Origin of the sequence: Arthrobacter sp. zg-Y895 (assembly GCF_020731025.1) — a bacterium.
Lineage (GTDB): Bacteria > Actinomycetota > Actinomycetes > Actinomycetales > Micrococcaceae > Arthrobacter_B.
In genome coordinates, this window is the sequence record NZ_JAJFZY010000001.1 from 27,381 (window position 1) to 42,000 (window position 14,620).

Annotated in this window: 9 protein-coding genes; 6 read left to right on the forward strand and 3 right to left on the reverse strand. The window is 65.1% G+C overall.

The window, feature by feature from the left end; genetic code table 11:
- The first annotated feature begins 86 nt into the window (after nucleotides 1-86).
- Nucleotides 87-1,091 carry an ABC transporter permease gene (locus LJ760_RS00135; RefSeq protein WP_227918216.1) on the forward strand — a complete coding sequence of 335 codons (1,005 nt, stop codon included), beginning with the start codon at nucleotides 87-89 and terminating at the stop codon, nucleotides 1,089-1,091.
- Nucleotides 1,088-2,032 carry an ABC transporter permease gene (locus LJ760_RS00140; protein ID WP_370646904.1) on the forward strand — a complete coding sequence of 315 codons (945 nt, stop codon included), beginning with the start codon at nucleotides 1,088-1,090 and terminating at the stop codon, nucleotides 2,030-2,032. Before LJ760_RS00135 ends, LJ760_RS00140 begins: the two co-directional genes overlap by 4 nt.
- 118 nt (nucleotides 2,033-2,150) lie before the next feature.
- On the opposite strand, the gene LJ760_RS00145 is transcribed toward LJ760_RS00140, so the two are convergent.
- Nucleotides 2,151-2,687 (reverse strand): tetratricopeptide repeat protein, encoded by a 537-nt coding sequence (locus LJ760_RS00145; RefSeq protein WP_227918217.1) that lies wholly within the window; start codon nucleotides 2,685-2,687, stop codon nucleotides 2,151-2,153.
- A 2-nt stretch (nucleotides 2,688-2,689) separates the two neighbouring features.
- Complete coding sequence (locus LJ760_RS00150; protein WP_227918218.1) at nucleotides 2,690-4,408, reverse strand: ABC transporter ATP-binding protein; 1,719 nt, start codon at nucleotides 4,406-4,408, stop codon at nucleotides 2,690-2,692.
- 124 nt (nucleotides 4,409-4,532) lie between these two features.
- Here LJ760_RS00150 and LJ760_RS00155 point away from each other — a divergent pair, with 124 nt between their 5' ends.
- The 3 genes from LJ760_RS00155 (at nucleotide 4,533) to LJ760_RS00165 (ending at nucleotide 11,113) form a co-directional block, all read left to right on the forward strand.
- Entirely contained in the window at nucleotides 4,533-6,272 is a 1,740-nt protein-coding gene (locus LJ760_RS00155; RefSeq protein ID WP_227918219.1) for an ABC transporter substrate-binding protein, read from the forward strand.
- Between the two features lie 104 nt (nucleotides 6,273-6,376).
- The gene (locus LJ760_RS00160; RefSeq protein WP_227918220.1) at nucleotides 6,377-7,867 is read left to right on the forward strand and encodes a malate:quinone oxidoreductase; all 1,491 of its coding nucleotides are present in this window, start codon (nucleotides 6,377-6,379) and stop codon (nucleotides 7,865-7,867) included.
- Nucleotides 7,868-7,984: 117 nt separating this feature from the next.
- Nucleotides 7,985-11,113, forward strand: a complete 3,129-nt coding sequence (locus LJ760_RS00165; RefSeq protein WP_227918221.1) for an efflux RND transporter permease subunit — start codon at nucleotides 7,985-7,987, stop codon at nucleotides 11,111-11,113.
- Between the two features lie 60 nt (nucleotides 11,114-11,173).
- Here the strand turns inward: LJ760_RS00165 and LJ760_RS00170 are convergent, their stop codons facing one another.
- Nucleotides 11,174-12,730 (reverse strand): HNH endonuclease signature motif containing protein, encoded by a 1,557-nt coding sequence (locus LJ760_RS00170; RefSeq protein ID WP_227918222.1) that lies wholly within the window; start codon nucleotides 12,728-12,730, stop codon nucleotides 11,174-11,176.
- A 764-nt stretch (nucleotides 12,731-13,494) separates the two neighbouring features.
- On the opposite strand from LJ760_RS00170, the gene LJ760_RS00175 reads away from it, so the two are divergent.
- Nucleotides 13,495-14,619: an LLM class flavin-dependent oxidoreductase gene (locus tag LJ760_RS00175; RefSeq protein ID WP_227918223.1), complete on the forward strand. Its 1,125-nt coding sequence runs from the start codon at nucleotides 13,495-13,497 to the stop codon at nucleotides 14,617-14,619.
- Nucleotide 14,620: the final 1 nt, after the last annotated feature.

The window sequence follows — 14,620 nt, forward strand, 5'->3', positions numbered from 1 at the left end:
GGGGACCCCGCGGGGTCCCCGGCCTCCTACGCGCCTCGCCTTTTCCACCCCAGATCCTCCAGCCCCACGGCTGGGAAAGGACACTCGTGCTACGAGTCATCGGCAAACGCCTTCTTATGCTGATCCCCACCCTGATCGGCCTTTCGATCCTGCTGTTCCTGTGGGTCCGCAACCTGCCCGGCGGTCCGGCCACCGCCCTGCTCGGTGACAAGGCCTCCCCCGAAGCCATCGCCAACATCAACAAGGCCTACGGCTTTGACCGACCGCTGATCGAGCAGTACTTCACCTATGTCGGAAAGCTCCTAAAGGGCGACTTCGGCACCTCCATCGTCACCGGGCGCCCGGTGCTCGAGGAATTCGCCACCCGCTTTCCCGCCACCGTGGAGCTGGCGGTCGTGGCGCTTATCTTCGCGATCGGCATCGGCATCCCGCTGGGTTATCTGGCCGCCCGCCACTACGGACGTTTCTGGGACCACTCCTCGGTGGTCCTGTCCCTGATCGGCATTACCGTCCCGGTGTTCTTCCTGGCCTTCATCCTCAAGTGGGTGCTGGCCATCCAGCTGGGCTGGTTCCCCACCGACGGACGCCAGGATCCACGCATCGATGCCACGCACGTTACCGACTTCTACGTTTTGGACGGTCTGCTTACCCGGGAATGGGACGCATCCTGGGACGCCGTTATGCACCTGGTGCTTCCCGCCATCGCCCTCGGGACCATTCCGCTGGCGATCATCGTGCGCATTACCAGGGCATCGGTCCTGGAGGTCCAGGGCGCCGACTATGTCCGCACGGCCCGCGCCAAAGGACTGATGGAGAAGACCATCCGCGGCCGTTTTGTGCTGCGCAACGCCATGCTCCCGGTAACCACCACCATCGGCCTGCAGACCGGCCTGCTGATCTCCGGTGCCGTGCTGACCGAGACGGTCTTCGCGTTCAGCGGTATCGGCAGGTTCCTGAGGGACGCGATCTTCGCCCTCGACTATCCCGTCCTGCAGGGCTTCATTGTCTTCATTGCCGTGGCGTACTCACTGATCAACCTGCTGGTTGACGTGTCCTACGGCTTCATCGATCCAAGGGTGCGTGTCCAGTGAGTACTACTCTGCCTCCCGCAGCCGGCGGGTCCATCCTTCCCGACGGTGCTCCCACCGCCAAGCCCGCCACCGGAAGCGGGATGTGGAAAGACGCTTTCCGCCGCCTGCGCCGCAACCCTGCCGCCGTCGCCGGCGCCGTCATCGTGGGGCTGTTCATATTGGTGGCCATCCTCGCCCCGCTGCTTGCCCCCTTCGGCGGCGACGACCTCCCCGGCCGTACGGAGATCACCCCCACCAACATCCCCGGACCGGGAGACATTGACGGTTACCCCCTGGGCCTGGACCGTTTCGGCGGCGATGTCCTCTCCAAACTGATCTGGGGCGCCCGGGCGTCACTGATCATCGGCGTAGTGTCCACGGCACTGGGCCTGGCCGGCGGAGTGCTGCTCGGCGTGATCGCCGGCGGCCTGGGCGGCTGGGTGGACAGCGTGATCATGCGCTTCGTCGACATCCTGCTCTCCGTACCGAACCTGCTGCTCGCCGTGAGCATTGCCGCCCTCCTGGGCCAGAGTTCCCTGGCAATCATGATTGCCATCGGTGTCTCGCAGGTACCTATCTTCGCCCGGCTCCTGCGTTCGTCAATGATTTCCCAGCGCAGCGCCGACTACATCCTGTCTGCGCAGACCCTGGGGCTAAGCCGGCGGACAATCACCATGAGCCACCTGCTGCCCAACAGCATGGGTCCGCTGATCGTGCAGGCCACCCTCACCCTGGCGACAGCAGTCATCGACGCCGCCGCACTGGCCTTCCTGGGCCTCGGCGGCGGCCTGCCGCAGACCGCCGAGTGGGGCCGGATGCTTACCTACGCGCAGGCCGAACTGGCCGTGGCACCGCAGCTGGCCTTCCTCCCGGGTATCTGCATTGCCATCACCGCGCTTGGATTCACCCTGCTGGGCGAGTCCCTCCGTGAGGCCCTGGATCCCAAGACACGGCGAAAGTAGCCAGCGCGGACGGCGAGGCCTTGCGTCAACGAAGAAGGGCCCTCCAAATGGAGGGCCCTTCTTGGTTGGCCGGCTTGGTTGTCCGGCTTGGTTGCCCGGCTTCGTTGCCCCGTACGGTTCAGGCGCGGCGGCAGGCCCCGCCGTCGAGCGAAGCGAGGTAATCGGCATTGCCGTGCAGTGCCGGAAGATACCGTTCCAGGTCTTCCGACGAAACATTCTCCGCGAGCAGGACCAGGAGACCGGCGAGCGCCGCGTTCGCCTTGCCCGCCGCATGCAGGGTCAGGGCCTCGAAGACCCCAAGCGACACTGATCCGGGAAAGCTCTGCCGGGCGCGGGCAAAGACCGCCAGCGAGTCCTCCGGGCGCCCGAGCAGCCGCAGGGTGCTGCCGTACTGCAGATAGCAGCGCCGCAGCACGTCGCCCTCGAGGCCCAATGCCAGCGCCTGTTCGTAGAATCCGGCAGCCGTTGCCTCTTCACCTGCCGTGTCATAGGCGCCGCCCACTTCATAGAGGACGCGGGCGTTGTCCGGATAGCGGTCCATGACATCCAGCAGCGCCGCGATGGTGGGGGCCATGTCCTCCCGGTTCCGGGCCGCGAGCAGCTGCCGCAGTTCTGCTTCCAGGTCCGCTGCGGAACCCGCCGGCGTTTCAGCCATGGTCAGGAAGCCAGCTCGCCGTCGATGTTGAGCTCGTTGCCGGGAATCGAGGCCAGGAGTTTCCGTGTGTAGGGGTGGCGGGGATTGGAGAAGACCTCCTCGGAGGTGGCGGCTTCCACCAGCTCCCCGTCCTTCATCACGCACACATAGTCGGAGATCAACCGGACAACCGCCAGGTCATGGGAAATGAAGAGGTAGCTGAGGCCGAACTCGCGCTGCAGGTCCCCCAGCAGCTGGAGGATCTGTGCCTGCACCAGGACGTCCAGTGCGGAGACCGGCTCGTCGCAGACAATCAACTCGGGCTTCAGGGCCAGCGCACGCGCAATGGCCACGCGCTGCCGCTGCCCGCCCGAGAGTTCTGCAGGGTAGCGGTGCAGCATCTCAAGAGGCAGCGCCACCTGCTCCATCAGTTCCCGCACGCGCCGCTGACGCTCTGCCTTGTCGCCGCGCCGGTAGGTTTTCAGCGGCTCTTCCAGGATCCGTTCAATGGTGTACATCGGATCCAGGGAGGAGTACGGGTCCTGGAAGATCGGCTGCACCCGCTGCCGGAATTCGCGCAGCTGGGCCTTGTCGAGGGTGGCAACGTCCATGCCGTCGAAGGTCATGGTTCCGCTGGTGGGTTCGATCAGTTTCAGGAGCATCCGCGCCGTAGTGGTCTTGCCCGAACCTGACTCCCCCACAATGGCTACGGTGCGGCCGCGGGGAATGTCCAGGGTGACGTTCTTGGCGGCATAGAAATCGTCGGAGCGGCCGCGGATCTTGAATACCTTGGTCAGGTCGCGGAATTCCACGATGTTGTCCGGTGCGGTCTCCGTGGCGGGTGCGGCGGCCAGTTCTCCGGCCGCCGACGTCGCGGCAGCCGCCCCGCTCTTGGTACCGGTATGTCCGGCGAAGGCGCCCGGGGTCAGCCGCACGGCTGCCACACTGGGGGCTGCACGGACCAGGGCCTGGGTGTACGGGTGCTGCGGGTCCTCCAAGAGCTGGCGGGCGGGGCCCGTTTCCACTACCTCGCCGCGGTGCATAACCACCAGTTCGGAGGCACGCTCGGCTGCCAGTCCCAGGTCATGGGTAATCAGCAGGACGGAAGAACCCAGTTCCTCCGTCATCCGATCGATCTGGTCCAGGATGGTCCGCTGGACTGTGACGTCCAGGGCGCTGGTGGGCTCGTCGGCAATCAGCAGCCGGGGACGGCAGGCCAGGCCAATGGCAATCAGGGCACGCTGGCGCATGCCTCCCGAGAATTCATGGGGGTACTGCTTGGCGCGCTCCGCGGCGTTGGGCAGTCCAGCCGCGGTCAGGACCTCCACTACCTTCCGGTCCACGTCCTTGGATGTGGCCATGCCGTGCACCAACAGGGTTTCGGCAACCTGGGTGCCGATCTTGGTGACCGGATTCAGGTTGGACATCGGATCCTGCGGCACGAGGCCGATGGAACGCCCGCGGATTGCCCGCATCTTGGATTCCGGCAGACCCACCAGTTCCTGTCCGTCGAAGCGGATGCTGCCCGAAGCCACGGTGCCGTTACCGGGCAGCAACCCGATGACGGCCATTGCGGTGGTGGATTTTCCGGATCCGGACTCCCCCACGATGGCCAGCGTCTTGCCTGCCGGGAGGGAGAAACCGGCGTTGCGCACGGCGGGGACTTCTCCGTCCATGGTCCGGAAATTAACCGCGAGGTTGCTCACCTCGAGCAGGGGCGAATCAGTGCTCAAATCAGTCATTTCCCCATCCTGCCCCACACGCACCCCTAGTGACGCGTGTCTCACAGCGGTTTACCGGTTTTTAATCATTTAGAATGAAGAATCACTGAAAATGAGGGATGGAGCGTCCCGGAGGAGTATCACCGTGACCAAATCCGGCACCGCCAAATCCGGCCCCGTTAAATCCGGCCCTGCCAAAGATCCAGCCACCGGATCCGGCGCTCCCGCCCTTTCCCGACGCTCCGTCATCCGTGCAGGCGCGGTGGCTGCGGCGTTTATGCTCGCCGGCTGCACCGCCGAAGCGGACTCCCCCTCCCCCACTCCCACACCCACGGCAACCGGTCCGGCCGGCCCCAAGGAGCGGTTCACCTTTGCGACGGCGGCCCGCCCGGTCACGTTGGACCCCGCGCTTGCTGTGGACACCGAGTCCTACCGGGTGACCCGGCAGGTTTTGGAAGGCCTGGTTGGAGTTGACGCCCTGACCTCGGCACCGATACCCCTGCTGGCGAAGAGCTGGACCAAGTCCGAGGACCGCAGGACGTACACGTTTGACCTGCGGCGCGATGTCACGTTCCACGACGGAGAGCCCTTCAACGCAGAAGCCGTGCGCCGGAACTTCGAGCGCTGGTACACCCTGCCGGAATCCGTGCGTAACGATTCCCTCATGTACAGATCAGTCTTCCGGGGATTCTCGGACTCCCCGAAGACCGCGGTTTACCGCGAATGCGTAGTGGAGGACGAGTACACGGTGCGGGTGGAGCTTACCGAGCCGCTCGACAGCTTCATTCCCGCCCTGGCCGCTCCGGCGTTCGCCATGTCATCTCCGAAGGCCCTGGCTGATGCCACGGCCGATGCCCTCACCCAGGAACGCAATGGCCGGAACATCTCGGCCTACGGTGCACATCCGGTGGGCACCGGGCCGTTCCAGTTCGTCAGCTGGAACGACGACACCGTGGAGCTGGCAGCGTACCCGGACTATTGGGGCGAAGTCGGACAGGTCGGCACGGTTGTGTTCAAGACTCTTTCCAGCCCCGAGGGCCGGCTGCGGGCGCTGAAGAAGGGCGAGGTGGACGGCTATGACCTGGTGACCGTCAACGACGTCGGCGACCTGGCCCGCAACGGCCTGCAGATCCAGCAGCGGGATCCGTATTCCATCCTCTATCTGGGCATCAACTCCAATTTCCCCGGGATGGACAATGTACTGATCCGCCGGGCAGTGGCCCATGCCATCGACAAGCCCGCCGTATTGGACGGCCTGTTCCTCAACGGCACCAAGACCGCCAACCAGTTCCTTCCGCAGAAACTCGGCCTGACCTCGGACACCGTTACCAGCTACGGGTACGACGTCGACAAGGCCCGTGAGCTGCTCACGGAAGCCGGCTATGACGGGCGCGAGCTGCCCTTCTACTACCCCCGCCGCGTCACCCGCAGCTACCTGCCCGCCCCGGAACGGGTCTACGCCAGGCTTAGCAGCCAGCTCACCGCAGCCGGCTTCAACATCCGTCCGGTCCCCGTGGACTGGTCCGAGGGCTACCTCGAAAAGGTCCAGGGCAAGGAGGACCGGGCCTTCCATCTGCTGGGGCTTGCCGGGACCTACGAGGCCGGGGACAACTTTGTCGGAACCCTGTTTGGCCGGTATACCGACGAATTTTCCTATAACGATCCCGAGGTTTTCAGCGGCATCGAAAAAGCGCGCAGCCTCGTGGAAGGCCAGGAACAGACCGACGCCTACCGGGCCATTACCGACCGGATTTCCGAACGCGTACCGGCGGTGCCCCTCGCCTTCCCCATTTCCGCCCTCGCATTGTCCCCCCGAGTGGCCGGCTATCCCACCAGCCCCGTCCTGCACGAAGTGTTCAACCGGATAACGCTCGCCGAACGCTGAGTCCGCCCCCTCCCGCGGAGGGGCTACGTGCAGCGATAATTTTAGGAAGACATGTGGTCGGGGATACGCTTCTAGGGCTAGCGCCCACGCGACTGGAGAACAAGTTGACTGCTAATAGCCCGGCGGATAATTCCGCAACGAAAACTGATGTACTGCTGATCGGCGGCGGCATCATGAGCGCCACCCTTGGTGCGTTCCTGAAGCAACTCCAGCCCGATTGGGACATTTCCCTCTACGAGCGCCTTGACCGGGCGGGGCTGGAAAGCTCCGATCCCTGGAACAACGCGGGAACCGGCCATGCCGCGCTCTGCGAACTGAACTACAGCCCGGCCGCGGCCGACGGCTCCGTTGATCCGGCGAAGGCGGTGGGCATCAACGAGCAGTTCCAGGTTTCCCGGCAGTTCTGGTCGCATCTGGTGTCTGCAGGCCACATCTCCAACAACTTCATCAATCCGCTGCCGCACATGAGCTTCGTGTGGGGTGACGCGCATTCCGAGTACCTGCGCCGCCGCTACGAGTCGCTGAGCGCACAGCCCCTGTTCAAGACCATGGAGTTCTCCGAGGACCCGGCCAAGCTGGCTGAATGGGCACCCCTGATCATGGAAGGCCGCGACCCGTCACAGCGCGTCGCCGCCTCGCGCGTCGCCGGAGGCACGGACGTCGACTTCGGTGCCCTGACCCGCGAACTGACCAACTACCTGGGCGCCAACGGCGTGAACCTGCACTTCGGCCACGAGGTCGGCAACGTGTCCCGTTCTTCCACCGGCGGCTGGGATGTCAAGGTCAAGGACCGTGCCAGCGGCACCACCCGTACCGTCTCCGCCCGCTTCGTCTTCATCGGCGGCGGCGGCGGAGCCCTGCACCTGCTCCAGGCATCCGGCATCCCCGAGGGCAAGGGCTTTGGCGGCTTCCCGGTCTCCGGCCAGTTCCTGCGCTCCACGGACGATTCGATCATTTCCCGGCACAACGCCAAGGTGTACGGCCAGGCTTCGGTCGGCGCCCCGCCCATGTCCGTGCCCCACCTGGACACCCGCTTCGTGAACGGGAAGCGTTCGCTGCTGTTCGGCCCGTACGGCGGCTTCTCCCCCAAGTTCCTGAAGACCGGCTCCTACCTGGACCTGCCCCTTTCGGTCCGGCCGTCCAACCTGGTGCCCATGCTGGGCGTGGCCAAGGACAACATGAGCCTGGTCAAGTACCTCGTCACCGAGGTGATGAAGACCCGCGAAGGCAAGACACAGGCCCTGCAGGAATTCATGCCTTCGGCGAAGACCGAGGGCTGGGACCTCATCACCGCAGGCCAGCGCGTGCAGGTGATCAAGAAGGATCCGAAGAAGGGCGGTGTGCTGCAGTTCGGCACCGAACTCATCACCGCTGCCGATGGCTCCATCGGCGCCCTGCTGGGTGCCTCCCCCGGCGCTTCCACGGCACCGCCCATCATGATCAACCTGCTGAAGCGCGCCTTCCCCCGCCAGTTCGACGGCTGGGAGCCGAAGATCAAGGAAATGATCCCGGGCTACGGCGTCAAGCTCAACGAGAACGAGCAGTTGGCGGCAGAGATTGAAGCCGACACCAACAAGGTCCTGGGACTTTCCTAGCACCTGTCGTATCCGCGGCGCAGGTCCCCTTCCGGGCGGACCTGCGCCGCACAGCGATTTACGACGCCGGCACGGCCGCGTCGCCCAACTCCAGTTCGCCCTTCCTAAGGCAGGATCATGGACCGTTTGGCCAAGCTGTCCCTCTCCAACCGGGCGCTTATTGCCCTGATAACGGTTTTCGTGGCTGTTTTCGGAGTCATCTCCATGACCTCCCTGAAACAGGAGCTGATCCCGTCACTGGAGTTCCCGCAGATCAGCGTGATCACCGCTTTGCCGGGGGCCTCACCCGACGTGGTTGATGCCCAGGTCAGCGAGCCGCTGGAAGGTGCGCTCACCGCTGTGGAGGGGCTTGAGTCGTCCACGGCCACTTCCCGCTCCGGCATCTCCACCATCAGCCTTACCTTTGCCTACGGCACCGATCTGGACCGTGCACGCGGGCAGGTGGACCGGGCCATTTCGAACTCCCGGCAGCTGCTTCCCGAAGACGTGAATCCGCAGTCGCTGGCCGGCAGCATCAGCGACTTCCCGATTGTCTACCTTGCCGTGTCCTCCGACGAGCCGCTCGCCGAGCTCAACGCCGACCTGCAGCGCCTGACCGTTCCCCGCCTGCAGAAGATCGAGGGCGTGCGTACCGCGGAGGTCACCGGCGGCGCCACCCGCCACGTAGCCATCCTGCCGGACAACGCCGCGCTGGCCGCCTCCGGGGTCACCCCGGCAGCCATCGTCGATGCACTGGAAAACAGCGGTGCCCTCCTGCCGGCCGGAACGGTCCAGGAAGACGGCCGGACACTGTCCATCCAGGTCGGCGCTCCGCTGGACAGCCTCGAGAAGATTTCCGCATTGCCGGTCGAGTCCACCGAATCGTCACCCGGCAGCACTCCGGTCACCATTGGCGACGTGGCCACGGTGGACATCACCGAGGACGAGGCCAGCTCGATCACGCGCACCAACGGCGAAGCCACCTTGGCCGTATCCATCACCAAGACGCCGGCCGGGGACACCGTAGGCATCTCCCACGAGGTCATCGACCTGCTGCCTTCCCTTCAGGACGAACTGGGCAACGGTGCTGTCTTTACGGTGATTTTCGATCAGGCACCGTTCATCGAAACATCCATCTCCGACCTCACCACCGAGGGCCTGCTGGGCCTTGGCTTTGCCGTGCTGGTGATCCTGGTCTTCCTGCTTTCGGTCCGCTCCACGCTGGTCACCGCGGTTTCCATTCCGCTGTCCCTGCTGGTGACCTTCATCGGTCTGCTGGCCTTCGGCTACTCCCTGAACATCCTCACCCTCGGCGCCCTGACCATCGCGATCGGCCGGGTGGTGGATGACTCCATCGTGGTGATCGAAAACATCAAGCGCCATCTGGGCTACGGCGAGGATAAACGTTCCGCCATCCTCACTGCCGTCCGCGAGGTTGCCGGCGCCGTCACGGCGTCGACCCTCACCACGGTGGCGGTATTTGCGCCCATCGCCTTTGTCGGCGGCCTCGCCGGCGAACTGTTCCGCCCCTTCGCGGTCACCACTTCCCTGGCGCTGCTGGCCTCCCTGCTGGTCTCCCTGACGATTGTGCCGGTGCTGGCGTACTGGTTCCTCAAGTCCACCCCTCCGGTGGCCGATCCGGCCGCCTACCGTGCCGAAGCGGAGGAACGGGAGTCCCGGACCTTCCTGCAGCGCGGTTATCTGCCGATCCTGCGTACCACCCAGCGCCATCCGGTCTACACGGTTACCGCCGGGCTGATCATCCTGGTCGCGACGGCGGCCCTGACCCCGCTGCTGCCCACCAACCTCCTGGGCGATACGGGACAGAACACCTTCAGCGTGCGGCAGGAGCTGCCCGCGGGCACCTCATTGGAACGCACTTCCGAGGCTGCCGGGGACGTCGAACAGATCCTGGGTGACATCGAGGGCATCAAGGACGTCCAGGTCACCATGGGCACCTCCACCTCCGGGCTGGCGGCGTTTACCGGCGGAGGTTCCTCGGTTGCGAACTTCACCGTCATCACCGAGGAAGGGGTGGACCATGTGGCCCTGCGGGATACCGTGCGGTCCGCCCTTGAGGACGCCGACGACGCCGGCGAGGTCACCCTGGGCAGTACCGGCGGCGGTTTCGGCACGTCCAACACAGTGGATATTTCCCTGTCCGCCGGTGACCCGTCGGAACTGCAGCCGGCCAGCGACGCCATTGTTGAGGCGATGTCCGACCTGCCCGGCGTCGCCGAGGCCAGCAGCAACCTCTCTTCGTCCCAGCCGGTGGTGCAGGTCAGCATCGACCGGGGCAAGGCTGTTGCTGCCGGCCTGAATGAGCAGCAGATCGCCGGGCTGGTTGCCTCCACCATCAGCCCGCTGCCGGCCGGTACGGTCCGGCTGGGTACCGATGACCTGCCGGTGCTCATCGGTGAAGGCACCCCCATCACCTCGTTGGAGCAGTTGAACGGCATTTCCGTGCCGGCCGGTTCCGGCTCCGTGCCGTTGAGCGCCCTGGCCACGGTGGAAGAGGTGGAGGTGCCGACGTCGGTCTCCTCCTCCGGCGGCGAACGCACCGCCGTTGTCTCTGTCTCTCCCGACGGCGACAACCTTGGTGCCACCATCACCGAAGTCCAGTCACGGCTTGCCGAGGTCGACCTTCCGACCAGCGTCACCGCCGAGCTCAGCGGTGCTGCCACCCAGCAGAACGAATCGTTTACGCAGCTGGGCCTGGCCCTGCTTGCAGCCATTGCCATTGTCTACGTGATCATGGTGGCGACCTTCAAATCCCTGCTGCAGCCGCTGATCCTGCTGGTCTCCATTCCCTTCGCGGCCACCGGTGCCGTTCTGCTGCTGCTCTTGACCGGCGTTCCGCTGGGACTTCCGTCTCTGGTGGGCATGTTGATGCTGGTGGGCATTGTGGTCACCAACGCGATTGTGCTGATGGACCTGATTAACCAGTACCGGCAGCCTCGGGGCAATGAACCGGGTATGAACGTGGAGGATGCCATCTTCCGCGGTGCCCGCCAGCGCCTCCGCCCGATCCTTATGACCGCTCTGGCCACCGTCTTTGCACTCACTCCGATGGCTCTGGGAGTTACAGGCGAAGGCGGCTTCATTTCCCGCCCGCTGGCCATTGTGGTGATCGGTGGACTGATTTCCTCCACTGCCCTGACGCTGATCCTGGTCCCCGTGCTCTACCGCTTGGTGGAAGGATCCCGGGAGAAGCGGCAGCAGCGGAAGGAACAGAAGCCGGTGAGCGAGGCCGGGGCTCACGCCTAGCGGCGCAGGCACGTCGGCACGCCGGCGGTACTGGTGGGCACGCTCAGAACGGGCGCAGGTTCAGAACGGCGGCACCTGTTCCGGTTCCTTCTGCTCAGGGTTCGTTCGCCTGTGGTCCTTCCTCGGATCAGGTGCAGTGCCCGGTGGGCCTAGTTCCAGGAAGGGCTCGGTTCGGTAGACACGGCCGGTAGGCGAAGTCCATTCGATCACCCCGGGTGTCGGCTGGCAGGCCTTCCCATAACCGAGGGTCTTGAAGCGGTGGTGCCTGCGGCAGAGGTGTTCCAGGTTTCCGTGGTCTGTGGGTCCGCCTCGTGCCCAGTCGACGGTGTGGTCTATGTCCGCGTTGGCGGTACTGACCCGGCAGCCGGGGAATCGACAGGTTCCGTCCCTGGCGCGAAGCCAGCGGCGGAGCCCCGCCGGGACCTTTCGGCGTCTCCCGACGCCCAGGATCTCCCCTGTCTTTGGGTCCTGAGCCAGCCCTGCCCATCCAGCTGCATTCCTGGCCAACCGCCGGGCTTCTTCGGCGCTGATGGGGCCGTAGCCGTGCAGCTCGGCGGGTTCGTCGTCGGCTCCGAAGAGGGTTTCCGCGCTGATCAGGACCATGATCTCCGCCCGAGGGACGATTCCCTCATCCGGTCCGGACCCCACGTCCGGTCTGGCCTTCGCATCGGGGCTGTCTTCCAGGCCGCCGTTGTTCTCCGGGCCGCCGTCAACACCGATGCTTCCCCCGTTCTGTCTGGTTCTGTGAGTGTCGTCGCCGGTATGCCCGGCCCTGCCGTTGTTTCCGGTCGCGTCTCGGGTTCCGGTCACGTCTCGGGTTCCGGTCACGTCTCGGGTTCCGGCTCCAGTTCCAGCTCCGGGTCGGACCCCGGTTGCGTCTTGGGTTCCGGCCACATCCGGGGTTCCGGGCGCGGTGAAGATACCCCGGCTGCCGCCCATGAGCAGCTGCGCCAGAATATCCGCACGCAGCTGGTCTGTGGTCCGGGAATCCCCTCCCGACTGCTCACCCCGCGCCGCAGTGCTGAGAGCGGTATAGATCTGCTGCGCTTCCGCAGCACGCAGATAGGCCGACAGGCAGGACATGCCGTCCTCTTCCCGGTCCAGGGTGACCTTGCGCTGCCCGAACGCGGTCAGGTGCCTTTTGCTTATGGTCTCCGGGAACGTCTTTTCGCGCAGCCGCCGGGCCTTGGCGGAGAACTGGGACCGGGTCTGGCCCTCCGCAGCCTTCAGCAGGTCTGCTTCGAACCCGGGGAGTTTCTCCGCAGGAACGTTCTGGCACTGTTCCAGGACCACCTGCGCATGCTGGTACGAGAAGCGGCCCTCTTCCAGCCCGGCCAGGGTAGCGGTATGGGTGCCGCACAGCTGGCCGGCCTCGCTCAGCAGCCGCTGGCCGGTCACCTGCGGAACATTCAGGATGGCGGCGCATTCGGCCGCTGCGAGGCTGAAAGCGATCCCGGGTTTATCGCGCTCCGACGGGTCGAAGAAGTTGTGTCGGAAGATTTGCTCCATCCGGTTCAATAGGTGGGCCCGCTGCGCCTGCCCCCAGGAAATCAGATGTTCCAGCCGGACCAAGGCCTCACCGACCGTGGTTTCGTCGAAGGCTTCAAGGTTCTGCAAGGCAAGGGTTCCGGTGAAACCGTCCGGGTAGGCCTCAACAGGATCGGCACCGGAACCCGCGGAGCCGAAGGTATCCTCACCAGTGACCCCGGCAGACGCTCGGGCCGCAAGTTGCGCCCGGTATACAGACAAACTGACCGGAGAGCAGGGTGCCTCGGCGTCGCCAGCCTGCTCTTGCGGCTGCTGGCCTATGCCTGGTTCTTCAGTTGTCGGTTCGGTGTTTCCGAGCTGATCCATACCTCAGGATTTCACCCCGCACTGACATTCCGAGGTCGAAAACAGGCCTAAAACAGCCCCTATCGGAAACCCGAATACCCGTCTTTTCACCCCGACTACCTACCCGAAAACCGGGTCCGTCGAGGAGCTGGCCAAACACGATTTCCGAGTCGAAACGGCATGAATCGAACCGCCACGCAGGCATCGTTCCTACCGGCATGGCCCTCCGCGCAACGCACCCCTCGTCCACAACGCGTCCCTCCTCCTCAACGTGACGACCGGCGTCGCCGACTGCGCCCAGCGGCACCCGCCCCAACCGCACACGCCAGCGGCACCCGCCCCAACCGCACTCGCCGCCGGCACCCGCCCCAACCGCACACGCCGCCGCACACCCCCGCACCAGCCCAGCCCGCGGCACCACCTCCCGCCCGCACCCCCTCCGCCCGCACCGAAACCGGACCCGGGAATGAACCGGAGCGGGTAACGGTTGGGGAGAGATGTATGCATATGCATATACTTTAGGAACACACGAACTTCCGGAGGCAACCATGCAGATCGGCGTCTTCAGCGTCAGCGACATCACCCGGGATCCCGTCACCGGGCGTTTCCCGACCGAGGCGGAGCGGATCAAAGCCGCAGTGGCCATTGCCCGCAAGGTCGAAGAAATCGGCATGGATGTCTACGCCACCGGCGAGCACCACAATCCGCCGTTCTATGCCAGCTCCCCCACCACTCTGCTGGGCTACATTGCCGCACAGACGGAGCGGATCATCCTCTCCACCACCACCACGCTGATCACCACCAATGACCCGGTGAAGATCGCAGAAGACTTCGCGATGCTCCAGCACCTCGCGGACGGCCGGGTGGACCTGGTCCTTGGCCGCGGCAACACCGCGCCTGTCTATCCGTGGTTCGGCAAGGACCCGCAGGACTCGGTGGAACTGACCGTAGAGAACTACAACCTGCTGCGCCAGCTGTGGGACAACGAAACCGTGAACTGGCAGGGCAAGTTCCGCACCCCGCTGCACAACTTCACGGCCACGCCCCGCCCGCTCGACGGCGTCGCCCCCTTCGTCTGGCACGGCTCCATCCGCACGCCGCAGGTAGCCGAAATTGCCGCCTACTTCGGAGACGGATTCTTCGCCAACAACATCTTCTGGCCGAAGGAGCACTACATGCAGCTGATCGGCCTGTACCGCGAGCGCTACGAACACTACGGCCACGGCCGCGCCGACCAGGCCATCGTGGGACTCGGCGGACAGTTCTTCATGCGGAAGAACTCCCAGGATGCCGTCAACGAGTTCCGCCCGTACTTCGACAACGCCCCGGTATACGGCCATGGGCCGTCCATGGAGGACTTCACCGCACAGACCCCGCTTACGGTGGGCAGCCCGCAGGAGGTGCTGGAGAAGACGCTGAGCTTCCAGGAGTACTTCGGCGATTACCAGCGCCAGCTGTTCCTGATCGACCATGCCGGACTGCCGCTCAAGACCGTGCTGGAGCAGCTGGACCTCTTCGGCGAATACGTGCTGCCGGAACTGCGCAGGGAATTCGATTCCCGCCGTCCGGACGACGTCCCCGAAGGACCCACCCACGCTGCACGGGTTGCCGCCCGGAAGGCGGACTCGAAGCCTGCCTCGTCATCTGCATCGACGTCCCCTGCGGTTCAGTAGG